Below are 22,524 nucleotides of genomic sequence, written 5' to 3'. Positions count from 1 at the left end.
GCTGTGCCGCCCATGAGATAGTTTCGCGTGAACCTAAAAGCCTACGGATTTCTGCTGATCGCCAGCCTGTTGTGGGCCGGGAACATGGTCGCGGGCAAGCTGGCCGTCGGGCACATCACGCCCGCCATGCTGTCGGCGGCGCGCTGGGTGCTGGCGGCGGGTGTCATCTTTGCCGTATCGATCAAGCCGCTGAAACGCGACTGGCCCGTGATCCGGCGGCATTTGCCCCTGCTGCTGGCCTATGGGTTCTTCGGTTTCGCGGCGTTCAATATCGTCCTCTATACGGCGCTGGAACACACCACTGCCATCAATGTCGTCATCGAAGACGCCGGCATTCCGCTGGTCATCATGGTGGTCAATTTCGCCCTGTTCCGGGTGAAGGCCTCATGGGCGCAGATCGCAGGCTTTCTGGTGACCCTGATCGGAGTCGGCCTGACCGCCACGCACGGCGACCTCAGCCGTATCGCGCAGCTTGATCTCAATATCGGTGACGCCCTGATGCTGCTCGCCGTGCTGATTTACGGCGTCTATACGGTGACGCTGAAATACAAGCCCGACATCCATTGGCAGAGCCTGATGGCCGTGCCGACGCTCGGCGCACTGATGGCCGCCATCCCCTATCTGCTGTGGATGTCGCGCGAGACGGGCATCGTCTGGCCAGACGCCACGGGCTGGTGGATCGTCCTCTATTGCGGGCTTTTGCCGTCGCTGGTGTCGCAGGTGACCTATATTCGCGGCGTCGAACTGATCGGCCCCAACCGGGCGGGCCTGTTCATCAATACCATCCCGCTGTTCGGCGTCGTTTTATCGGTGCTGATCCTGCGCGAGCCCCTGCACGGCTTTCATTTCACGGCGCTGGGCCTGATCGTCGCGGGGATCGTTCTGGCCGAATGGGGACGGCCTAAAGCCTCATTTACATAGCGACCGGTCGACATAGGTCTTGTTGCCGTTTTTGTTGATGTAATAGCAACCACCGCGCTTGCCGCGAATATATTTCTGCGGCGTCTTAGGTTTGTAGGTATTTTCGGCCGAAACGACCTGCGGCATGGCCAATACAGCCAGTCCCGATACCACCAGAAAACGCTTCGTAAGCATGGCCCCGCCTCAAGCTGAAGCGCCTTATACCATGCGTTTGACGGCTCTGAAATAGAGCCCATCCGGCAGGACACTCAACAGCTTGGCGAGAAGGGTGAAGCGCTTGGGGAAATGAATTTCGAAGCGCTTCGAATCCAGTTCGTCGGCGATGGCCTTTGCCGCCTGCTCCGGCGTCACCATCATCGGCATCTCAAAGCCGTTCTTGTCAGTCAGGCGTGTTTTCACAAAGCCCGGATTGATCACCTTGATGTCGAGCCCATCGCCATGCTCCGCCCTGAGCGACGTCGCCAGCGAGATCACCCCGGCCTTGGTCGCGGCGTAGGGCTGACCGTTCGGCAGACCGCGATAGCCCGCCACCGAGGCACATAGCGCGATCTGCCCCCGTCCCTGCGCTTTGAGGAGCGTCAGGGCCGCTTCGGTGACGTTGAAGGCCCCCAGCAGATTGGTCTCGATGATTTGCCGGACCTCTTTCAAATCGAGCGCCCCCAGCTTCATCGGCGTATAGGCGCCGGCGAAACACAGCACGCGATCGACGTGGCCCACCACCTCGGCGATTTCCAGGGCCGCGCGGGTGACGGCCTTGGCATCGGTAATATCCAGCGGCAGGGTGCGGTGGCCTTCACCGTCCAGCCGCCCCGCAATCGCGGTTAGGGCCTTGTCGTTGCGGGCGCTGAGGATCAGGGTCTCGCCCCGACGGGCCAGCTCAAAAGCCAGCGCCTCACCGATGCCGCTCGACGCGCCGATAATCCAGGTCGTCGTCATGCGCCCCCCAAGAGCTTCTGCCGGAAGGCCGCAGGCGCGTTCGGCCCCAGCCATATGTTGAAGAAGTGGCGGGTGAATTGCGCGTCCTTGATCGACCCGATCGCCTTGCCATTGTGATAGAAAGCCGTGTTACCGCCCTGATCGCGCACCCCGACAATATGGTCGCCTTTGCGAATGTCGGGAAAGATGGCGCTCATCTGCCGCTTCCACGCCGCCAGTCTGGCCTCGTCGGCAAAGCCCTGCCTACGGATTTCCTTGACCGAATTATCGACGATCCGCGCCGCGCCAAAGGATTTCAGATAGTCGAGCCTGAGTGCGAACGGCGCATCGGTCTTGTAGGTGCCGCCCGGCGCGTAGAGCGTCGCATCGAAGATCGACAGGCCGAACGCGCTGTACCGCGCCGTGCCCATTTTTTGCGCATCCGCCACGCCGGGGACGGCAGCAAAGGCCTGAGGCACCACAACCAACCCCGTCACAACGATCAGGAACAGACGACGGTCAAGGGGGCGAGTGACATGGGTCATGACAGGATTACGCCCGGCCCCGCCGTTTGGATTAGTTTAAGGACGCAAGCTCGCGACATTGTCAGGTTTGGTCACATCCCGCGACCCCGCCATGTCGGCTGGCCAGAGACACGCAGCCGATGCAATCAGGGCGAGCAAACAGAGACCCATTACGCCATAAAAGGTACGCGCCCTCATAAATGACTCCATGAGATTGAAATGGCTAAATTTTAAGGGAGAAACGCAACTTTGACGCTATGGGTTAAGCTGCAAATCTTAATCAAGGCTTAACGCGATAACCTCTCAAATACACCCCATGCGGGATTAAGCGTGGGATAATTCAGTGCAAAGTTTTAAAACCGAAACGCTTTCAACGTCTTCCTTTCGCAAATGCGTTATGGATTGAGGCGTCGCAGAATCGACAAACCGCGTTTTTTCTCTCGATGGTTACGGGCCGCCTGACTGTGACGCACCTCTTGACGAAGGCGGCCGGTTTGCGCATAAGGGCCGGATAAACTCATCGAGACCAGCCGAGGGACAGGCCCGACGACGCTGGGGCAACCGCCAAGGTGCTTCATTTAGCCTCTGGAATGGTGCCAACTCCTGCGGAATTTCGCATTCCGACAGATGAGAGAAGCGACGCCACGGTTGTCTGACCGGTCGTCCCCCCTTCTCTCGACTGGTCAAGATGGGTCGCGTGTTTTTGAGCCGACCGGACCACCATGAGCTTTATCAAACCCATTGCCGCGCCTGACCTGACCGGGACCGATATCCGCGTCGATATCCCCGACGATTTCCGTCTGCACAGCGGGCAGAAACTGGAGCAAACCGACGTCGTGGCGCGCCTTTACGGCCCGGCCGACGGACGTATGGTTGTGGCTGCGGGCGGGATTTCCGCCGGACGCATCCTGTTCGCCAAGGAAGATTCGACCGACACCGCCCCCGGCTGGTGGGAAGGCGTCGCCGGCCCCGCCGAAGCGCTGGACCTCAATCAGTTCCGCGTCCTGAGTATCGAATTTGCCCCACGCCTGCCCGCGTCGCAGGTCTATACCATCACCACCCACGATCAGGCGCGGCTCGTAAAGCTGATCCTCGATCATCTGAAGGTCGAGCGCGTGTTCGCCTTCATCGGCGCGTCTTATGGCGCGATGATCGGGTTGGCCTTCGCGGAATTATACGGCGACTATATCGAGCGCGTCTGCTGTATTTCCGCCGCTCACCGGGCGCATCCGATGGCCACCGCCATGCGCGGCCTTCAGCGCCGCCTGCTGCAATTCGGACTGGACAATGGCCGCGAACAGGAAGGCATTTCGCTGGCCCGGCAACTGGCCATGACGACCTATCGCTCCGAAGCCGAGTTCGGAGAACGTTTCGACGGTCCCGCGCCGGATCTGGCGGGCGATAACTACACCGTCTGCGGCTATCTGCGGGCGCGCGGCGATGCCTATGTGTCAAACGCCAACCGCTGGATTTCGATGTCGGACTCGCTTGATCGTCACCGCGTCGACCCGGCAAAAATCACCGCAAAGGTATTTTTGGCCGCCGTCCCGACCGACCGCCTGGTGCCCTATTCGGATATGAAGGCGTTTTCAGAAGCGCTATCGGACAGCGTGTTCATCGACTTTCCGTCACTTTATGGGCACGATGCTTTTCTTAAGGAAATCAAACTGGTGTCGGACATTGTTCGTACATCGTTGAAAGACTGAAAATGACCAAAAAAGACTATCTCAAAACCGCCAGCATCGCGACCAAGGTCGTCAATATCGGCATCGACACCGACAAGGCGCACGGTGCGGTCATGCCGCCGATCTACCTCTCGACCAATTTCAGCTTCGAGGGCTTCGGCAAGAAGCGAACCTACGACTATGCCCGCTCCGGCAATCCGACGCGCGAAATCATCGCCGACGTCATTGCCGAGCTTGAAGGCGGTGCCGGTGCGGTCATGACCGCGTCGGGTCTCGCAGCTCTGGACTTGCTGTGGCAGGACCTTCCCAATAAACGCGTCATCGTTCCGCACGACTGCTACGGCGGCACGCAGCGCCTGTTGAATGCCCGCACGAAACAGGGCCTGATCAATGTTGAATATGTCGATCAGGGCGACGATGCCGCCATCGAAGCGGCCCTCTCGACCCCTGCCGGTCTGCTCCTGCTGGAAACACCATCAAACCCCCTGATGCGCGTCATCGACCTCGAAAAGCTGATTGCGCTGGGTCATAAGGCCGGGGCGCGCGTGGCCGTGGACAACACCTTCCTGTCGCCCGCGCTGCAAAACCCGATCAAATTCGGCGCCGATTTCGTCGTCCATTCGACGACCAAATATATCAACGGCCATTCGGACGTCATCGGCGGCGCGCTGGTTTGCACCACGCCGGAAGACGTGACGCTGTATCGCTGGTGGGCCAATTGCCTCGGCACCACAGCGGGCGCGTTCGACAGCTACCTGACCATCCGCGGCGTGCGCACCCTCTTCGTCCGCGTTAAGCAGCAACAGGAATCGGCGCAACGCGTGGCGGAATTCCTCGATCAACACCCGGCCGTGTCGCAGGTCTTCTATCCCGGCCTGAAATCGCATCCGCAGCACGCCCTCGCGGCGCGTCAGCAGAACGGTTTCGGGGCGATGATGAGCTTCGAACTGGCCGGTGGCGTCGAGGCCGTCAAGCGCGTGCTTGATATCGTCGAACTGTTCAGCCTGGCTGAAAGCCTGGGTGGCGTCGAAAGCCTGATCGTCCACCCGGGCTCGATGACCCACGCGGCCATGTCGCCTGAGGCTCAGGCCACGGCGGGGATCACCGAAGGCCTGCTGCGCCTGTCGATCGGCCTCGAAGACGCCGACGACCTGATCGCGGCGCTGGACCGGGCCTTGGCCGTCACCTAAGACACCCTCCCCTGTCGCGAAGCGTACGGGGGAGGTGGCTGCGAACGCAAGTGAGCAGACGGAGGGGGCATTTTTTACCGAGGTATTGTCCCCTCCGTCGCCTCGCTTCACTCAGCGCCACCTCCCCCGCTATGCAGGGGAGGATGAAAAGTTTTCATCTTGTCCGGATTGCGAATGAAATAGACATTCGCGATCCGGCCCTCGACGGTCTCGATCGTCAGCAGATCGGTCGTGCCGTCGGCGTGATAGCTAAGGACCGCCAGCGCGCCGTTGGCGCGCACAAACTCAACGCTTTCAACGGTATATTGGCGGAACTTCTGATAGATTCCGATCATGAATTTGAGCACGCGGTCGCGGCCTTCGAGGATATTGATCGCCGCCGAGGCCTTGCCGCCGCCGTCCGAATGCAGTTTCACATCGCGCGTTAGAAGCGCCTCAAGAACGCTGACATCGCCCGATTGCGAGGCCTCCAGAAAAGCCTGCAAGAAGGCGCGCTCGTCGGCTTCCGTCACCGCAAACCGTGCCGGTTGCGGCGCGTGGCTTTGCCGCACGGCCCTGCGCGCCCGGGCCGCCAGTTGCCGACAGGCGGCCTCCGAACGATCAAGCGTTGACGCGATCTCGGTGAAGCCCACGCCGAATACATCGTGCAACAGAAACGCGGCGCGCTCCAACGGACTGAGCCGCTCCAGCGCGTAGAGCAGGCCGATCGACAGGTCATCGGACAGATCATCGCCCGCCCTCGCCCCGGTGAAGTCGCTGACGTCGTGCAACGGCTCCGGCAACCACGGGCCCACATAGGTCATCCGTTGACGGTGCGCCGATTTCAGCACATCGAGGCACAGCCGCGTCACCACCCGCGTCAGATAGGCACGCGGATGCTCCGGCGGCGGCTGATCGCGTACGCGCAGAAACGCGTCCTGCACGACGTCCTCAGCTTCGGCCAGCGTGCCCAGCATCCGGTAGGCGACGCCCACCAGATACCGGCGATGCAACTCGAAATCGGCGACGTTCATCAACGCAGCTTATCCTGCGGATGGACCTGACGCAAAGGCACGGCAATACGGTTCCAACCATTGATCTGCGCAATGGCAAAGGTCAGATCGACCGCGTCCTTTTCGTTGAACTCGGCACGCATGGCTTCGTAGTCGGCGTCATTGGCGTGGCTGTCGGCGATGTGGGTCAGGCTTTCGGCCCAGCACAGCGCCGCCCGTTCGCGTGGACTGAACATGCCCGACTCGCGCCAGGCATCGAGCAGCAGAAGGCGCTTTTCCGTATCGCCGTCCTTGAGCGCTTCTTCGCGGTGCATGTGCAGACAATAGGCGCAATGATTGATTTGCGACACGCGGACCTTGATCAGATGGATCAGCGATGGTTCCAGCGCCGTGGTCTTGAAATAGTCTTCGAGGGCCGCCTTGATCCGATACGCTTCGGGGGCGACGGCATAGCCATTGATACGTTGCGACATGATAATTCTCCTTCGGTTCATCGCACAGTCGCGATGTCGAAGGTAAGACGAGCGGCTCACATGCAGTGTGACACGCGGCGTGATTTATTTCGTCTTCAGTCTGAAAATTTGTTGCCCCGACGCATCGAAATTCGATGGCGATAACCATGCCTCATAGGCCGCACGGATCGCCGGCCATTCGGAATCAATGATGGAAAACCATGCCGTGTCGCGGTTATCGCCCTTCATGACCATATCGTTGCGGAAGGTGCCCTCATAGGTAAATCCGAACCGCTGCGCGGCGCGCACCGAGGCCTGATTGGCGGCATTGCATTTCCATTCGTAGCGCCGGTAGCCCAGTTGGTCGAACAGGTAGCGCGCGGTCATGTACAGGACTTCGGTCGCCAGCGCCGTACGTTGCAGGGCATGACCGTACAGGACCGCCCCTATCTCTGCCGAGCCCTGCGCTTCGCGGATACGCATGAAGGAGACCATGCCCTTGATCGTCTCATCCGCGCCGATAATGACCAGAGTTTCCCAGCCGTCCGCGACGCGCGCGGCCTCGAATTCACGCTGCAGAGCCTCCGGGCTCAGATATGGCCCCAGCGGCATGTAACGCCACAGATCGGCATTGACCTCACCTCCGGCCACGGCATAGAGCCCGTCGCGATGCCGCTGCCAGTCGAGCGGCTCCAGCCGTCCGAAACGGCCCGGCATGGTCACACCCCCCGGCCTTGGCCTCGGCGTCCAGTTTTTCAACGTCATCATGTTTTCCACTCTTACCCTTTGCGTAAAGGGGATTCTCTGTGGACGCAATCCTTCAGGCGGCATGACGGCAAACTGGAGGCGAAGACACAAAAAAGCGCCGCCCCTTTTCGAGGCGGCGCTTTTGATCAGGTATCACATCAGCCTATTCGGCGACAATTGTCTCGCCCGCATCACCGTTATGGATGACGGTGACCTTGATATTGCCGCGCGTCGCGTTCGAGTAGGGGCAGACACCGTGGGCGGCTTCGATGATCGTCTTGGCCACGTCGTCGGCAACGCCGGGCAGATTGACCTTCAGCGTGACTTCGAGACCGAAACCGGCCGGGGTCTGACCGATGCCGACCGACGAATTGATAGACGCGTCCGCCGGAATGGCGACCTTCTTTTGCGCGCCGACGAATTTCACGGCACCGATGAAGCAGGCGGCGTAACCTGCGGCGAACAGTTGTTCCGGATTGGTGCCGTCACCGTTATTCCCGCCCAGTTCGGCGGGCGTCGACAGCTTGACCGACAGGCGGCCGTCGTTCGAGGACGCGGTGCCTTCGCGGCCCCCGGTGGCGGTGGCGTGGGCGGTATAGACGGGGGTGATCAGGGTGGTCATGATAATTGCCTTTCATTGAGATTGGAGGGAACGCTTGATTACATGGCGCTTAATTAAATTGTGCACAATATAATGTCAATTGAATTGTGCGCAATTTAATGGATTTTTTGGAGATTTTATGCTATGCGTTGATTCTAAAGGATAAAACTATGAACACCTCCCTCACCCCTCCCGAAATGCGGCTCGACAATCAGATCTGCTTCGCCATCCATAGCGCCGCCCACGCCTTCGCTCAGGCCTATAAGCCGCTGCTGGAGCCGCTCGGCCTGACCTATCCGCAATATCTGGTCATGCTGCTGTTGTGGGAAAAGGACGACCGTTCGGTCAGCGAACTGGGCGCGCCTCTGTTTCTCGATTCCGGCACCCTGACGCCGCTGCTCAAGCGGCTCCAGACGCAGGGCCTGATTAACCGTAATCGCGACGCGAAGGACGAACGCGTAATGCGTATTACGCTCACCGAAGCGGGCAAGGCCCTGGCCGAAAAGGCGGCGGGCATACCGACGGCCATGCTGTGCGCCATGAAAGGCGATCTGGGCCATCTGACGACTCTGCGCGATCAGGTAAAGGCTCTGGGTCAGGCGCTCCGCACCCCCGCCTGAGCCTTATGACCACAATTTTGCCGCGAAGATTAAAGCGTTAGGCGTTTTTAATTTTGAAAATTCGTTTAAATACAAATTATTATTTAAATAACGTAAAAATCACGACAAAATCACATTTTCGTGATTTTGTCGTGAAAATGCCGTGATGCCAGCGCGAAACTGATGGCACAGGTCGAGGTGACCTGCATCATTCATACTGGGGAGTTCATCATGTTGCGTCAAAAGTCTGCGTCCGCCCTCGCCGCCGTTCTGCTGTTGTCGATGTCTCTGGCCGCCTGCTCCAAACCCGCCGAAGAAGCGCCCATGGCCGAAGAAACCACGCCCGCCGATGCCATGGCCGATACCGCCCCGACGGTCGAAGGCGCACCCTCCGCCCCTAAGACCGAAGCCCCGTCGATTCCGCAACTGGCCTATGATTACAGCTTCGGCCTCAGCGCCCCGGAAAAGAACCTACAGGATATGGTCACCGGCCATCAGGAGGCCTGCACCGTCGCCGGTCCGGCCACCTGTCAGGTTCTGTCGCTCAACACACGAACGGGCAGCGAATACGGGCAGGCCCAGCACACTCTGGTTCTGCGCGCCACGCCGCAGTGGATCGGCCTGTTCCGCAAGAACCTCACCAACGAACTCAAGGCTGTCGGTGGCCAGATCGAGACCCAGCAGATCGCCACCGAAGACCTCAGCGTGGCGATGATCGACCGTGAAGCCCATATCAAAAACCAGATCGCCCTGCGCGACAACCTTCAGCAGACCCTGCGCACCCATAAGGGCAAGTTAACCGAGGTCGCCGACATCCGCCGCGAACTGGCCGAGGTCCAGAGCGGTATCGATGCGGCGCAGACGTCTCTGGCGACGATGAAAAAGCGCGTGGCCATGTCGCAATTGACCCTGACCTATACACCGGCATCCGCGGTCGCCCTGAAGGGGACCTGGGCACCGTTCAGCGCCGCCATCGGCAATCTGGGGCCAAATTTCGTGTCGGTCCTGACGGTGATGATTACCGTTTTCGGTTACCTGCTGCCGATCGGTCTGGTCGCCGCGCCCATCGTATGGTGGGCGCGCCGCAACCGTAAGCCCAGGACGACCCGTCCGGGCCAAGCTTAAACATCGGGCCTGACGAAAAAAGCGCCTGCCTCCGTGGGGAGACAGGCGCTTTCTTTCCGGGATCAAGGCCGGGATATCCCGGGCCTCCCCACCCTTCGGAATTAGAAGTTGAAACGCAGGCCGGTGACGTAGCGCTGGCCGAACTTTTCGAACTCGATCGGGTTGGTCGAGACCGAACCGTAGCGACGGGCGCCCTGATTGCGCAAGTTCGAACCGTCGATGAACCATTCCAGATTCTTGCTGACCTGATAGCGGACCGACAGATCGACTTCTTCATCGTCGTCCCAGTAGACGTCGCCGTTGTCGGTCGGAACCACAGCGCCACCCACCAGCGTATAGGTGCCGATGTCCTGGATCCAGGTCGTGCGGTACTGATAGGCCAGACGGACGGTCAGGCCGTATTTTTCGTAGATCATCTGCAGGTTATAAACGCCGTCCGAGGTGCCCGGCAGCGAGACCTTGCGAGCCGGAACGCCGCCGACCGACGGGACGGTGACTTCGGAGTCCGACAGGGTGGCCGACGCCTTGACGCCGAAGCCGCCCAGCCATTCCGGCCAGCCGAGACCTTCAACCAGCTTTTCGGCGCTTTGCGAGGCGAAGATTTCGACACCCGACAGCTTGCCGTCGCCGCCGTTACGCAGCGTCGTCAGGGTGTAGCTCGAACGATCCGTGGTGCCCGAATTCAGGACCGACGAACCGAAGGTACCTGCCTGGCTGAACAGGACGTCCTGAATGTCCTTGTAGAAGAAGCCCGCCGACAGGAAGCCCGTCTCGCCGTAATATTCGAGATAGGCGTCGAAGCCCGTCTGTTTTTCCGGCTTGGCGTTGGGGTTGCCGCCCGACACTGTCTGGTTGGAGTCCGAATAGGTGTAGTTCGGACGCAGGTCGTCATAGTCTGGACGCGACGCGGTGCGGTTCAGCGAGAAGCGCGCTTTCAGCTTGTCCGTGACGTTCCAGTTCAGGTGCGCGCTGGGGTAAAACAGCGTGTCGTCGCTGGAGGTCCTGACCAGACGGTAATCCGCCGTCGAAGTCGCGCTGAAGTTCACATAGGCCTGACCGTCGTTCTTGATCTTTTCGACGCGGGTGCCGTAAACGATGTTACCCCAGTCGAAGGTCGTCGTCGCCATCAGATAGGCAGCGATCTGGTCTTCGCCGACCTTCCAGTAGTTGGTCGTCGAGGCGGCGTTGTCGCGAACGGCCGCGCCGGTATTGATGTAGCTGTCCATCAGGCCGTTTGTCAGGCCCTGGTTGGTATAGCGGAAGGTATAGCCGAGAACCTGCTTGCCCTTGTACGGGTCGTCGATGGCCAGCGTCGCCCAGGTCGGCACGGCCAGACCCTTGGCGGCGAGCGTCGTCGGGGTCGCTGTATAGGTTTCCAGCTCGTTCTTCTTGTTGCGGCTGGTGTAGAGGCCGCCGAATTCGATCTTGGTCGGCAGGCCGAACAGTTCGCTCTGACGATCGAAATCGACCTTGGCCGTATAGGCCTGCGTCGTTTCACCACCGGCGCTACGGCCGAAGGTTTGCAGCGGCGTGTTGAATTCTTCGGCGGCCAGAACGCGGTCGCCCTGAACACGGGCCGAGGTCGTGCCGGTCGTGCGGTACAGGCGAACGATATTCTGTTCGCCGTTGCGGAAATCATAGACGGCGGTCGGGCGGTCGGTGAAGGTCGACGGACTCTGGAAGGCTGCGGTCACCGGGGTGTCAGCGCCGTTCAGACCAGCCGTATAGTTCAGGCGCCACGACACGTCGTAGCCGTACCAGTTCTTGTGCTCACCGCCGACCGTGTTGGTGGCAAGGATTTCTTCGGAGTCGCGGTAATCGACGCGGGCGTTCAGACGCGCGCCATAGACCGTGCCGAACTTGGGATCGGCGGCCGTGAAGTTGGCGTCCGAATTGTAGGCGACGCCCGCGGCGTTGGTGCCCTGATCGAGACGGACGATCCAGTTGTCGCGCAGTTCGTCGTCCTTGAAGATGGTCCAGATCGAAGAGGCGAACAGCGTGTTGTTCTCGTCGATCTTGTAATCGGCGCGCAGCGAGGCCGACGAGTTATAACGCGTCAGGCGGTAGTTCTTGTACTCGAACTCGCGGGCGAAGGTCTTGCCCGGCGCGGCAGCGCGCTGCGTCAGGTACGGATCGACTTCCCAGTTTTCCGTCGCCATGTTGCGGCGGTAGTAGGAGCCCTGAGCCACGATGCCCAGCTTGCCACCCATGAAGATGTTCGAATAGACGAGGTTCGAGTCGATCTCTTCACCGCCACCCAGTTCGACGCGGCCGATGCCGAGCTTGCCCGAAATCTTCTGGCCCTTGTAATCGAAGGCGCGGCGCGTGCGGATGTCGATATTGCCGGCGACCGTATCGCCCGGCATCGACGGCACGATGGCCTTCTGAACCATGACCTGCGAAGCGATGGCCGAGGGGATGTTGTCGAAGCGCGAGTCGCGGCCTTCGGCCGACACGACGCTCAGGCCGTCGAAGGAGATCGTCGCCCACTTGCGCGGCATGCCGCGCAGGTTGACGTAGCGGGCCTGGCCCTGGTCGCGCTCAAGACCGACGCCCGGCAGACGACCAATGGCGAAGGCGATGTTCTGGTCCGGCAGGTTGCCGGCTTCGTCGGCCGACAGGACGCTGACCAGCGAGTCCGAATTGCGCTGCACCTTGAGCGCGGCGGCGTCGGATTCGGCCAGCGGACGGCGCGAGACGACGGTCACTTCGGTGACATCGTCAGCGGCATCGGCGGCGACCGCGGCGGTGCCGGAAACAAGCGCCGTCGTTGCCAGCAGGGCAACGCTCAGGCGGGTGGAACGGAACTTCGAAAACATAAGTGGCCCCATCAGGCAGGTTAAACTTGAGGCGGGCTGATACTCAGGGGGCGTGACAGTTTTATAACAAATGTGGCGACAATCTTAATCCTTGCACACACTGTGTCCAAAATATCGACTTTTATTTCAGTCAAATTGAAGTGCAAAATCCGAAAATATTGCTATGAAGCGTCAAATTTGGCAAATATGAGGATTTATGATGGATTTTCGGCATTTTTATAAAGCTTTTGTGACAACATCCACTGGTGCTTTACTTTGCAGCGCTCTCAGCGGCTGCGTGCATTCCGAACTCGTTTCCGACTCGGCGAAGATGACTCAGGGCACCGGCACACCGGTTCTGGCCGCGGTGGAAACCGTCGCCGTCGGCACGGCCAATCTCGATGCCGCCGACGATCCGGAAATCTGGGCCGATCCGTCCGACCCGTTGCGCGTCGTTATCTACGGCACCGACAAGAAGGCCGGTCTGTACAGCTATACGATCGACGGCAAGGTGAACGACTTCCTCGCTGTCGGACCGATGAACAATGTCGATCTGCGCAACGACGCGCTGGGTCTGCCGGTCGTTGTGGCCGCCTCTGACCGCGTCGGCAACGGCGTGCGCTTCTTCAAGCTGGATACCAAGACGCTGAAAACCAGCGACTGGGGCTTCGCGCCGCTGGCGACCTCGGAGGCTTACGGCTTTTGCCTCGGTAAGACGACAACTGGTGATCTCGTCACCGTCATGATCGGCAAGAACGGCGATGTGGCTCAGGCGACCGCCAAGGTCATCGATGGCAAGCCGGTCCTCACCGAGACCCGCCGTTTCAACGTCGGCACGCAGTCCGAAGGCTGCGTCGTCGATGACAAGACCCAGAAACTTTATATTGCCGAAGAAAATGTCGGCATCTGGATCTATAGCCTCGACCCGGCCACCGGTTCGGCGCGCACGGCTCTGGTCAGCCTGCCGTCGGAAATCGTGAAAGCCGATGCCGAGGGCCTGACTCTGCTGCGCGACGGCGACAAAACCTTCCTCATCGCCTCGTCGCAGGGCGATTCGGCCTTCGCCGTTTGGCGGATCGATGGCGCGCCGGTCTATCAGGGCCGCTTCTCGGTGTTTCCGGGTAATGGCATCGATGCGGTGACCGGCACGGATGGCGTTGCCGCGCTCGGTGGGCCGGTCGGCCCCTATGGCAAGGGCGTCGTCGTCATGCAGGACGATATGGACACGCCGGGTGAAGCGCCCTCCGTCGTCGAAGGCCGTCAGAACTTCAAGATCGTTGACTGGAAAGAGATCGAAGCGAAGCTTCAGATTAAGTAAGCAAAGGCAAGGGGCCTCAGGCCCCTTGACCCCTTAACACGCGCAATCCTGAAAGGGTGCGGCGGATCTAAATCAGCCCAGTTCCTGCGAGCGCTTCTGTGCGGCTAGAACCGCAGCCTTGATCAGCTCGTCGAGACCCTTGCCCTCTTTGCGCAGAACCTTCAGCGCTGCCTCGGTCGTGCCGCCGGGCGAGGCCACCTTCCGGATCAGGTCTTCGGGTTCTTCGCCGGTCGCATCAAGCAGATTGACCGCCGAAATCAGCGTCGCCCGCGCCAGAGTCTTCGCATCGGCAGGCGTCAGACCCGTCGCCAGGCCCGCGCTTTCCAGCGCCGAGGCAAAGGCATAGACATAGGCCGGGCCTGAGCCCGACACCGCCGTCGCCGCATCGATCAGCCCTTCGTGATCGAGCACCACCGTCGAGGCCATGGGCGCAAACAGGTCGGACGCCGCTTGCAGCGCCTTGCCGTCGCCTGAGAACAGGCTGGCCACGCCCTTGCCGGTGGCCACGCCCGTCGTCGGCATGACCCGCGCCACGCTCAGGGGCGCAAAGACAGCGGACAGGTCGTCCGTGCGCACCCCGGCCATGACCGACACCAGGGTCGCGCCTGTATTCAGATTACCGCTGAGAATTTGCGCCGCGCCACGCCAGCTTTGCGGCTTGACCGCTAGAATGACGGTCCACGCCTCGGACCACACCTCGGGACCCGGATTAAGCCGCGCGCCGAGACCGGCATACTTTTGCGCTTCTTCGCCCGGTGTCAGATCCAGGATGATCACATCCTGCGGCGCGACGTGTCCCGCCACACGCATCCCCTTGAGGATCGCCGAGCCCAGCGCCCCCGCACCGACCAGAAGAATGGGTTTCGCCAGCATGGGTATCTCCTCGAACATCCTCCCCTGCGTTAGTGGGGGAGGTGGCTGCGAATGAAATGAGCAGACGGAGGGGGCATCTTTCTTTGCGTGGCTTGCCCCACTCACCGCCCTTAGAAGCGTGCTAACGCTTCGCTTTTTGAGCACAATATGGTCCCCCCTCCCCGGTTCGCAGGGAGGGATTTAATCAGGCCTCGCCGACCGTCTCGAACAGACAGGCCGCCATGGCATCAGACGGTGTTTTAGCGCCGCGCAGCATGAAATCAAAGGCCGGATAGAAGCGATCGACGGCTTCGGCCGCCGAATTGATCATATGGGCGGTCTGAATCTGCCCGGGGCGCTCCATCGGCGTCGACACCAGGGTGTGCCGAAAGACGATATCGGCGACCGGCTGACCGTCGTCGGTATTGAGCAGTTCGTCCTGATAGACCTCGAAATGACCGAACCAGACGCGCTGATTGACCAGCGACAGCAACTCGTAAATGCCCGGCACCTTCGGCGGATCGAAGCGGATGTCGAGCGCCGTGCACAGTTGCAGGCAATCGCCTTCCGGCCGCCACGAAAACCACATGTCGTAGGTCTTCCAGTCGCCGGCCAGCGCAAACACCACCTCACCGTCCGGCGTGCGTTCGAAGGTCAGGCCTTCGTCACCCAAAATGGTCTCGACCATGTCTAGCGGGTCGGACATGTGGTCGCTGAAATCAGCGTGCGGCAAGTCCATCTTACTGATTGCCGCCTTTCAATGCGGCAATTTCGGCCCGCAGTTCGGCGATCTCGGCCTTCAGCGCGTCCAGTTCGTCGCGACGCACGAGGTCCATATCGGCGACAAAACGGTCGCCCTGCGCGCGGAACGCGGCCTTGGCTTCATCACCGGCGGCCTGAGCGAGCGACATGGCGCTGGTCGACAGCTTGGCGAATTCGTCGAGGAACGGATTTTTCGACTGCATGGGAAGAACCCCTGTCTTAATAAGGATGTCACAGCCGCGTCCTATAGACCCTGTGACCGATGAAATAAAGTTTTTCACGATTCTTGCGGCCCTTCGATGATTCCTTTAGGTCTGGACCGAGAGTTCACAGGTTTATACGCGCATGACTTTGCCTGATATCAATCCCGTCATCTTCCAGATCGGGCCCGTGGCGCTGCGCTGGTACGCGCTGGCCTATGTGGCGGGGATCGCGCTCGGCTGGTACTATCTAACTAAGTTGATTAAGCGCGAAACCCTGTGGCCCGGCAACCGTGCGCCGGTGACGAACGAGAACCTCGAAGACCTGATTATCTGGATGGCGCTGGGGGTCATTCTGGGCGGGCGGATCGGCTATGTGCTGTTCTACGATCTGGCGCCGATCCTGCGTAATCCCCTACAATTCTTCAAGGTCTGGGAAGGCGGCATGTCCTTCCACGGCGGCTTTATCGGGGTTTGTATCGCGGGTGTGCTTTATGCCCGAAAGCATAAGATCAGCCCGTGGACGCTGGGCGACATGCTGTCGATCGCCGCACCGATCGGCCTGTTTTTCGGCCGCCTCGCCAACTTCGTGAATGGTGAACTGTGGGGCCGGACGACCGACGTACCGTGGGGCATGGTCTTCTGTAACAAATATACCGCCGTCGATGCCTATGGCCGCTGCTACGCCGGCTATCTGCCGCGCCACCCCAGCCAGCTTTATGAGGCCGCGCTCGAAGGCCTGCTGCTGTTCGGGGTCATCTTCGCCCTGACGCACGTCTATAAGAAGCTGAAACAGCCCGGCCTGATCATGGGCACGTTCATCGCCGGGTATGGCCTCAGCCGCATCGTGGTCGAGACCGTGCGTAATCCCGACGCCCAGATGTACGAATGGCTGAAAGGCCCGATCACCATGGGCATGATCCTGTCCCTGCCGATGGTCATTGCCGGCGGCTGGTTCATCTGGCGGGCGCTCAAGGGCAAGACCCAGCCGACCGGCGTGTGGGTCGAACCGGAACCCGTTGCTGAAAAGCCGGAAACGAAAGCGCCCGATGGACTTGCCTAAGGTGGTGGGGCTTAAAGATAGACTGATCGAGCAGATCCGGCTCGACGGCCCGCTGACCATTCCCGACTATATGTGGGCCTGTCTGTTCGATCCGCAGGCCGGCTACTATTCGACGCGTCCGGCGCTGGGCGAAGGCGGCGATTTCATCACCGCGCCGATGGTGTCGCAGATGTTCGGTGAACTCATCGGCCTGTGGGTCATGCAGGTCTGGCAGGACATGGGCGCGCCCGCGAAAGTTCGTGTGGTCGAAATCGGCCCCGGCGACGGCACGCTGATGAGCGATCTTTTGCGCAGTTTCCGTTTGATGCCTGCCTTTCAGGCCGCCGCCGAGATTGCCTTGGTCGAACCGTCCCTACCCTTGCGCGCCGTGCAGTCACAGAAGCTGGGCGACATCCTCTATCATGACCATCTGCACGACCTGCCGACCGACGCGCCGTTGATCGTCGTCGCCAATGAGGTGCTGGATTGCCTGCCCGCGCGGCAGTTTCAACTGACCGACGATGGCTGGTTCGAGCGCTGCGTCGGCCTGCACGACGGTAATCTGATCATCGGCCTTGTCCCCGCGCCGGAGGATTTCAAAGCCCCGTTTGCGGCCGAGATCGGTCAGGTGTGTGAAGTCTCGCCCGCGCAGAACCGCTTCGTCGAATCTCTGGGCGCGCTCCTTCAGGAAGCCTCCGGCGCAGCCTTGCTGATCGATTATGGCCGCGACCGTCCGGAACCCGGCGATACGCTTCAGGCGCTGCATAAACACGAAAAGACCGACCCGCTGGCCAAGCCCGGTGCGCACGACCTGACGCAGTGGGCGGATTTCCCGGCGCTGGCGGTGACGGCGCTGAATATGGGCTTGACGGTGAGCCAGATCACGCCGCAGGGCGTTTTCCTGCAACGACTGGGGATTATCGAGCGCTTCGAGGCCCTGCGCGCAAAGAACCCGGCGCAGACGGACAAGCTGGCCCGTCAGGTCCACCGGTTGATTGCGGCGGATGAAATGGGTGACTTGTTCAAGGTGATGGCGATGTCGTCACCGGATTTGGTCCTGCCCGGACTTGAAGCGATTCAACTGAGCGAATAGATTTTGCCCCCTCCGTCAGCTACGCTGACACCTCCCCCGCTATCGCAGGGGAGGATGAAAACGCACCCATTCTTTACCTCCCCAGCTTGCTGGGGAGGGGGACCGCACGAATTTGCGAAGCAAAGAGATGCGGTGGTGGGGGCCTAACCAACGAGTTCCTATGTCCCTCCCCCCGCGCCTTCTGCACCCTCTGCTTGACCTGCCCACGATCCAGCACGGCTTCTTCACCCGGCACGGCGGGGTGTCGCCCTTCCCCTACGAGTCGCTGAACGTCGGGCAGGGCTCGAAAGACACGCGCGAGAACATCTTCGAGAACCGCCGTCGCGTCGCCGCGGCCTTCGACCAACCCGAAGACCGTCTGCTCAATTGCTATCAGGTCCATTCGAAGATCGCCGTCACCGTCGACGGACCGTGGCCCGACGATACACGCCCCGAAGCCGACGGCCTGGTTACCACCACACCCGGCCTCGTCATCGGCGCCCTGTCCGCCGATTGCGCACCGCTGCTATGGGCCGATCCGGTCAATAGTGTCATCGGTGCCTGCCACGCGGGCTGGAAAGGCGCACTCGGCGGCATGATCGAAGCCGAATTTGACGCCCTGCTCGCCAGGGGCGCAGACCCCAGACACCTGCGCGTCGTCGTCGGCCCGTGCATCGCGCAGGCCTCTTACGAAGTTTCCGCCGACTACGAAGAGACCTTCCGCGCGCAGGACCCCGACAGCACCGCCTTCTTCATTGCCGGCAAGACCGCCGACAAACGCTGGTTCGACCTGCCCGGCTTTTGCCTGATGCGACTGAAGCGCCTTGGCCTGACGCAGATCGCGGCGACCGGCCACGACACCTGCGCCGAAGAGGCCCTGTTCCATTCCAACCGCCGCGGATTCCTGCGGCAGGAACCGGATTACGGTCGCCTTATCAGCGCCATCATGTTGCGCCCATAACGCCGTCCGGCCTTTTTTACGAATTTACGACGAATCGGGGTTGCCCCTGAGGCCGCACCTGTTAAAAGCGCCGCAAATTAAGACGCCTCATGTCTTTTCCCCTGCCGCCCACACAGGTTCCCCATGAAATTGCTGTCCGCAAACTCCAATCGCCTTCTCGCTCAGGCCATTGGCAATTATCTCGACGTGCCCCTGACCAAAGCCCGCATCGAGCGCTTTGCCGACAAGGAAATCTTCGTCACCATCGACGAAAACGTGCGCGGCGAGGACGTCTTCGTCATTCAGTCGACCAGCTATCCCGCCAACGACAACCTGATGGAACTGCTGATCTGCATCGACGCGCTCACCCGCGCCTCGGCCAAGCGCATCACCGCCGTCATCCCCTATTTCGGCTATGCCCGTCAGGACCGCAAGACCGGCGGCCGCACCCCGATCTCGGCCAAGCTGGTCGCCAACCTGATCACCCGCGCCGGCGCCCACCGCGTCCTGACCATGGACCTGCATGCCGGTCAGATTCAGGGCTTCTTCGACATCCCGACCGACAATCTGGTCGCCATCCCGTTTATGGCCCGCGATATCAAGGACCATTACGACAATGCGCGTCAGATCATGGTCGTGTCGCCCGACGTCGGCGGCGTGGTTCGCGCCCGGGCCCTGGCCGACCGCCTCGGCGGCGACCTGGCTATCGTCGACAAGCGCCGCCCGCGCGCCGGTGAATCCGAAGTGATGAACATCATCGGCGACGTCACCGACCGCGACTGCATCCTGTTCGACGATATCGTCGATTCCGGCGGCACGCTGGTCAACGCCGCCAAGGCCCTGATCGATCGCGGCGCGAAGTCAGTGTCGGCCTATATCAGCCACGGCGTCCTCTCGGGCGAAGCCATCAACCGCGTGGCAGGCTCGGTGCTCAAGGAACTGGTCATCACCGACTCGATCGAGGTGCCGGAAAACATCCGCAACCACCCCAAGATTCGCATCGTCGGCGTCGCGCCCCTGATCGGCGAAGCGATCCGCCGCATCGCCAATGAAGAGTCCGTATCCAAACTTTTCGATTAGCGGCGGATCGCTTTCTCAAACGTTTTGGCCGCCGCATCGCCAACGAAGAGTCCGTGTCGAAGCTGTTCGATTGATGTGAAGCGCCTTTGAGCGCGCAATCATTGACCTATGAAGACGCCCTGAAAAGGGCGTCTTTTTTATTTGTTTTTAAGGTTAATTTAACCCTCTTCGGCAGGCTAAAACGCCGCCCGATATCACGAAGATGTTATTTCCACATTCCCCCGACTCACGCAGCCTCCTCATGAAAAAAGCCATATTTTTGGCGCTTTTATGGGGATTTCTAGCGTAAGGTGAATTTGGACAAACGGCCTTGTGAAGGTCCGGTTTGCGGTTATCATGCCCTCCGGACGGGGTTTGGTTCACACCATTGCCATACGATATTTTTATGGATGCCTTATGCGCTTTCAGAGCGCGGCCTCCACATCCCATTGCGACGCGACCATATAAGCTTCGACAGCTTGAGGAGTACACAGAGTATGACCGCTAAACCGAAAGCCGCCCTCAAGCCGTGGCTGATGACCTTTACCGCCTCGATCATGGCCCTGAGTCTGGCCGCCTGTCAGACCGAAGCGCCCCCACCGCCGCCCGCTCCGCCACCGCCCGCCCCCGCCGGCCCGCCGGTCTCGCTGGCTCCGGGCATCTCCGATGCGGCCTCGATCTATGTCGCCTATATCGACAGCGCGCGCAAAATGGGTACGGATTTCGCCGACGGCGCCATGGTTCAGACCAAGCTGCAACAGGGGGCCTCTTATGAGCCCAAGCAACTGGGTCGTGGCGCCATCGCCTATGCCGCCATCGTCGCCATGCAGGAACCGGCCTTCCGCTCGCAGTTGCGCGGCTATGCCGCCGATGAGACCGCCCGCCGCGATCTGGTCAACAAGATCCTCGCCAATCCGGCCTACGCCGCCACCATTCCCGGCGCCAATATCGCTGCCCGCCGCGTGATCCTCGCCCTCTCGTCCGATGGCGAAATGCTCTATGCCCGCGGCTCGGCCGTGAAGCAGAACGCCTATACGATCCAGAAGCAGGCCTGGTCGAAGGGCGTCGTCACCGATCCCGCCGCCCGCCTGACCGCGACCAAGATGTCGTCCACGACGACGCGCGGCGTGGTCAGCGACGAAAGCTCGCGTCTTCTGGTCGCGGCCCTGACCGGTGAAGGCCTGATCACCAAGGCCTCGACCGGCGGTGCGACCGGCGAAACCGCCATCGGGGTCAATGTCGTCCCGTCCAGCGACGCCAGCTCTGCGCAGGGGGCGTCATCGGGTGCGGGCCTGACGCTCGACGAAAAGGCGATCATGCCCGCCAATTTCGATCGTGAAACCCTGTTCAACCAGCCCTATACGCCCGGCGTCAACCGCGCTTTGGCCATCGCCGCCATCTCGATCCTCGGCGAAGGCACCGGCGCCAACGAAGAGGCCGTCACCGCCATGCTGAACGACGGCGCCAGCCCGCGCTGCCTCGGCGAATCGAAACTGATGCTGAACCAGTGTCTGGCGGCGTCGCGCTTCCATTTCGACGACGTCTTCTGCATCGGTCAGCATATTCTGATGGATACCGGCAACTGCATCGGCGAACTGTCGTCCAATGCGCTGGACCTTACGCCCAAGCGTCAGGTGGCCTATAATGCCGACGGTACCGAGCAGATGAAGTACGTCAATGCCAAGCCGTACATCACGCCGCCCCCGGTCAAGAAGACCTCGGCCAAGGCCAGCACGAAAACCGCCACCAAGACTCCGGCCAAGGCCCCCGCCAAGAAAAAGAGCTAAGCGCCCCCTCGGGGCTCACATCTCAGTAAAGCTTGAAAATCCCTCAGGACGGCCCATGAAACGCCCTGAGGGATTTTTTGGCTTTTTGGCCCGAATGATGCCAAATGACGGCGAAAAAACCGCGAAATTCCCCGTTTTCGACGGTTGCCTATTCAGGCTTTAGCGTGTATCTACGCGCCTCTTGAGATTTTCGGGGTTACCCACGCCGCGATAATTGCGTTTGCCCGCACCTCCAATCCCGGAGGATCACAGGGCGGGGCATGTGTTTCGCGGCGCTATATTGTTTGAGGAACTGGCTGATGGCCGAGATCGTTTTAGACGTTGAAGTTCGTGAGCGCACCGGTACCGGTGGCGCGCGTGCTGCCCGCAATGAAGGCAAGGTGCCCGGCATCCTGTACGGCGGCGACAAGGCCCCCGTGCCGATCGCCGTTAGCCTGAACGCGTTCAAGAAGGCCCTCTATACGGGCAAGCTGGCCGGTCACCTGGTCACGCTGAAGTACGGCGAAGAGACCCAGAAGGTCATCGCCAAGGCCATCGACTTCCACCCGGTCACCGACGTGCCTCTGCACTTCGACCTGTACCGCGTCGATGAGCACCAGTCGATCAAGATCAACGTGCCGGTCCACTTCAAGAACCACGAAGCCTCGCCGGGCCTCAAGAAGGGCGGCGCCCTGACGGTTGCCTTCCACGAGCTGGAAATCTCGGTGCCCGCCGACCACATCCCGGAAGACGTCGTGATCGACCTGTCGGGTCTGGAAATCGGTGCCTCGGTCCACGTCGGCGACCTGAGCCTGCCGTCGGACGTCACCGCCGTTCAGGGCAAGGACGTCGTGATCGCTTCGATCACCGCCTCGGGCGCCAGCCAGAGCGAAGAAGCTTCGGCCGAAGCCTAATCGGTTCTTTGCGAATGCAAAAAGCCCTGTCCTTTCCGTAAGGACAGGGC

23 protein-coding genes and 1 riboswitch are annotated in these 22,524 nt (G+C 60.9%); of the genes, 12 read left to right on the top strand and 11 right to left on the bottom strand.

Features of this window, described 5'->3' with window-relative positions:
• Window positions 1-27 precede the first annotated feature (27 nt).
• Window positions 28-921, top strand: a complete 894-nt coding sequence (locus PQU92_RS11235) for a DMT family transporter (protein WP_272748314.1) — start codon at window positions 28-30, stop codon at window positions 919-921.
• On the opposite strand, the gene PQU92_RS11230 is transcribed toward PQU92_RS11235, so the two are convergent.
• Genes PQU92_RS11230 through PQU92_RS11220 form a run of 3 tightly spaced genes read right to left on the bottom strand, consistent with a single transcriptional unit; the run spans window position 910 to window position 2,381 of the window.
• Window positions 910-1,095 carry a hypothetical protein gene (locus PQU92_RS11230; RefSeq protein WP_272748313.1) on the bottom strand — a complete coding sequence of 62 codons (186 nt, stop codon included), beginning with the start codon at window positions 1,093-1,095 and terminating at the stop codon, window positions 910-912. The genes PQU92_RS11235 and PQU92_RS11230 overlap by 12 nt on opposite strands.
• 24 nt (window positions 1,096-1,119) lie before the next feature.
• Window positions 1,120-1,857, bottom strand: a complete 738-nt coding sequence (locus tag PQU92_RS11225; protein ID WP_272748312.1) for an SDR family NAD(P)-dependent oxidoreductase — start codon at window positions 1,855-1,857, stop codon at window positions 1,120-1,122.
• Window positions 1,854-2,381, bottom strand: a complete 528-nt coding sequence (locus tag PQU92_RS11220) for a chalcone isomerase family protein (protein WP_272748311.1) — start codon at window positions 2,379-2,381, stop codon at window positions 1,854-1,856. The genes PQU92_RS11225 and PQU92_RS11220 overlap by 4 nt, the downstream gene beginning before the upstream one ends.
• A 493-nt stretch (window positions 2,382-2,874) precedes the next feature.
• Window positions 2,875-2,994: riboswitch (SAM riboswitch) on the top strand.
• An 88-nt stretch (window positions 2,995-3,082) separates the two neighbouring features.
• Here PQU92_RS11220 and metX point away from each other — a divergent pair.
• Window positions 3,083-4,066, top strand: coding sequence for a homoserine O-succinyltransferase MetX (metX, locus tag PQU92_RS11215; protein WP_272748310.1), 984 nt, complete (start codon window positions 3,083-3,085; stop codon window positions 4,064-4,066).
• 2 nt (window positions 4,067-4,068) lie between these two features.
• Window positions 4,069-5,235 carry a cystathionine gamma-synthase gene (metB, locus tag PQU92_RS11210; protein WP_272748309.1) on the top strand — a complete coding sequence of 389 codons (1,167 nt, stop codon included), beginning with the start codon at window positions 4,069-4,071 and terminating at the stop codon, window positions 5,233-5,235.
• A 107-nt stretch (window positions 5,236-5,342) separates the two neighbouring features.
• Here the strand turns inward: metB and sigJ are convergent, their stop codons facing one another.
• The 4 genes from sigJ to PQU92_RS11190 all read right to left on the bottom strand — a co-directional run bounded on the left by sigJ (window position 5,343) and on the right by PQU92_RS11190 (window position 8,048).
• A complete protein-coding gene (gene sigJ / locus PQU92_RS11205) occupies window positions 5,343-6,248 on the bottom strand; it encodes an RNA polymerase sigma factor SigJ (RefSeq protein ID WP_272748308.1) in 906 nt (301 codons plus the stop codon).
• The gene (locus PQU92_RS11200; RefSeq protein WP_272748307.1) at window positions 6,248-6,700 is read right to left on the bottom strand and encodes a carboxymuconolactone decarboxylase family protein; all 453 of its coding nucleotides are present in this window, start codon (window positions 6,698-6,700) and stop codon (window positions 6,248-6,250) included. The genes sigJ and PQU92_RS11200 overlap by 1 nt, the downstream gene beginning before the upstream one ends.
• 84 nt (window positions 6,701-6,784) lie before the next feature.
• Window positions 6,785-7,447, bottom strand: a complete 663-nt coding sequence (locus PQU92_RS11195) for a GNAT family N-acetyltransferase (RefSeq protein WP_272748306.1) — start codon at window positions 7,445-7,447, stop codon at window positions 6,785-6,787.
• A 142-nt stretch (window positions 7,448-7,589) separates the two neighbouring features.
• Window positions 7,590-8,048: an organic hydroperoxide resistance protein gene (locus PQU92_RS11190; RefSeq protein WP_272748305.1), complete on the bottom strand. Its 459-nt coding sequence runs from the start codon at window positions 8,046-8,048 to the stop codon at window positions 7,590-7,592.
• A gap of 149 nt (window positions 8,049-8,197) precedes the next feature.
• Between PQU92_RS11190 and PQU92_RS11185 the strand changes: the two genes are divergently transcribed.
• Both PQU92_RS11185 and PQU92_RS11180 read left to right on the top strand, forming a co-directional pair.
• Window positions 8,198-8,647, top strand: a complete 450-nt coding sequence (locus PQU92_RS11185) for a MarR family winged helix-turn-helix transcriptional regulator (RefSeq protein WP_272748304.1) — start codon at window positions 8,198-8,200, stop codon at window positions 8,645-8,647.
• A 210-nt stretch (window positions 8,648-8,857) separates the two neighbouring features.
• Window positions 8,858-9,751 (top strand): DUF4349 domain-containing protein, encoded by an 894-nt coding sequence (locus PQU92_RS11180; RefSeq protein WP_272748303.1) that lies wholly within the window; start codon window positions 8,858-8,860, stop codon window positions 9,749-9,751.
• Between the two features lie 101 nt (window positions 9,752-9,852).
• On the opposite strand, the gene PQU92_RS11175 is transcribed toward PQU92_RS11180, so the two are convergent.
• Entirely contained in the window at window positions 9,853-12,570 is a 2,718-nt protein-coding gene (locus tag PQU92_RS11175) for a TonB-dependent receptor (RefSeq protein ID WP_272748302.1), read from the bottom strand.
• A 196-nt stretch (window positions 12,571-12,766) separates the two neighbouring features.
• Between PQU92_RS11175 and PQU92_RS11170 the strand changes: the two genes are divergently transcribed.
• Window positions 12,767-13,867 (top strand): phytase, encoded by a 1,101-nt coding sequence (locus tag PQU92_RS11170; RefSeq protein ID WP_368407104.1) that lies wholly within the window; start codon window positions 12,767-12,769, stop codon window positions 13,865-13,867.
• Window positions 13,868-13,939: 72 nt separating this feature from the next.
• On the opposite strand, the gene proC is transcribed toward PQU92_RS11170, so the two are convergent.
• From proC to PQU92_RS11155, 3 genes are all read right to left on the bottom strand, one after another.
• On the bottom strand, window positions 13,940-14,740 hold the full coding sequence (proC, locus tag PQU92_RS11165; RefSeq protein ID WP_272748301.1) for a pyrroline-5-carboxylate reductase: 801 nt from the start codon (window positions 14,738-14,740) through the stop codon (window positions 13,940-13,942).
• A gap of 184 nt (window positions 14,741-14,924) precedes the next feature.
• Entirely contained in the window at window positions 14,925-15,458 is a 534-nt protein-coding gene (locus tag PQU92_RS11160; protein ID WP_272748300.1) for a type III secretion system chaperone family protein, read from the bottom strand.
• A gap of 1 nt (window position 15,459) precedes the next feature.
• Window positions 15,460-15,684 (bottom strand): accessory factor UbiK family protein, encoded by a 225-nt coding sequence (locus PQU92_RS11155; RefSeq protein ID WP_272748299.1) that lies wholly within the window; start codon window positions 15,682-15,684, stop codon window positions 15,460-15,462.
• 142 nt (window positions 15,685-15,826) lie between these two features.
• Between PQU92_RS11155 and lgt the strand changes: the two genes are divergently transcribed.
• The 6 genes from lgt to PQU92_RS11125 all read left to right on the top strand — a co-directional run bounded on the left by lgt (window position 15,827) and on the right by PQU92_RS11125 (window position 22,474).
• Window positions 15,827-16,744, top strand: a complete 918-nt coding sequence (gene lgt, locus PQU92_RS11150) for a prolipoprotein diacylglyceryl transferase (RefSeq protein WP_272748298.1) — start codon at window positions 15,827-15,829, stop codon at window positions 16,742-16,744.
• Window positions 16,731-17,816, top strand: a complete 1,086-nt coding sequence (locus PQU92_RS11145) for a class I SAM-dependent methyltransferase (protein WP_272748297.1) — start codon at window positions 16,731-16,733, stop codon at window positions 17,814-17,816. Before lgt ends, PQU92_RS11145 begins: the two co-directional genes overlap by 14 nt.
• A 160-nt stretch (window positions 17,817-17,976) precedes the next feature.
• Window positions 17,977-18,756, top strand: coding sequence for a peptidoglycan editing factor PgeF (gene pgeF / locus PQU92_RS11140; RefSeq protein ID WP_272748296.1), 780 nt, complete (start codon window positions 17,977-17,979; stop codon window positions 18,754-18,756).
• 123 nt (window positions 18,757-18,879) lie between these two features.
• Window positions 18,880-19,815, top strand: a complete 936-nt coding sequence (locus tag PQU92_RS11135; RefSeq protein WP_272748295.1) for a ribose-phosphate pyrophosphokinase — start codon at window positions 18,880-18,882, stop codon at window positions 19,813-19,815.
• Between the two features lie 476 nt (window positions 19,816-20,291).
• The gene (locus PQU92_RS11130; RefSeq protein ID WP_272748294.1) at window positions 20,292-21,581 is read left to right on the top strand and encodes a hypothetical protein; all 1,290 of its coding nucleotides are present in this window, start codon (window positions 20,292-20,294) and stop codon (window positions 21,579-21,581) included.
• Window positions 21,582-21,880: 299 nt separating this feature from the next.
• Entirely contained in the window at window positions 21,881-22,474 is a 594-nt protein-coding gene (locus tag PQU92_RS11125) for a 50S ribosomal protein L25/general stress protein Ctc (RefSeq protein ID WP_272748293.1), read from the top strand.
• Window positions 22,475-22,524: the final 50 nt, after the last annotated feature.

The organism is Asticcacaulis aquaticus, from assembly GCF_028550415.1.
Classification (GTDB): domain Bacteria; phylum Pseudomonadota; class Alphaproteobacteria; order Caulobacterales; family Caulobacteraceae; genus Asticcacaulis; species Asticcacaulis aquaticus.
Note: the sequence above shows the minus strand (reverse complement) of the source record. Positions and strands in the feature narration are given on the sequence as shown.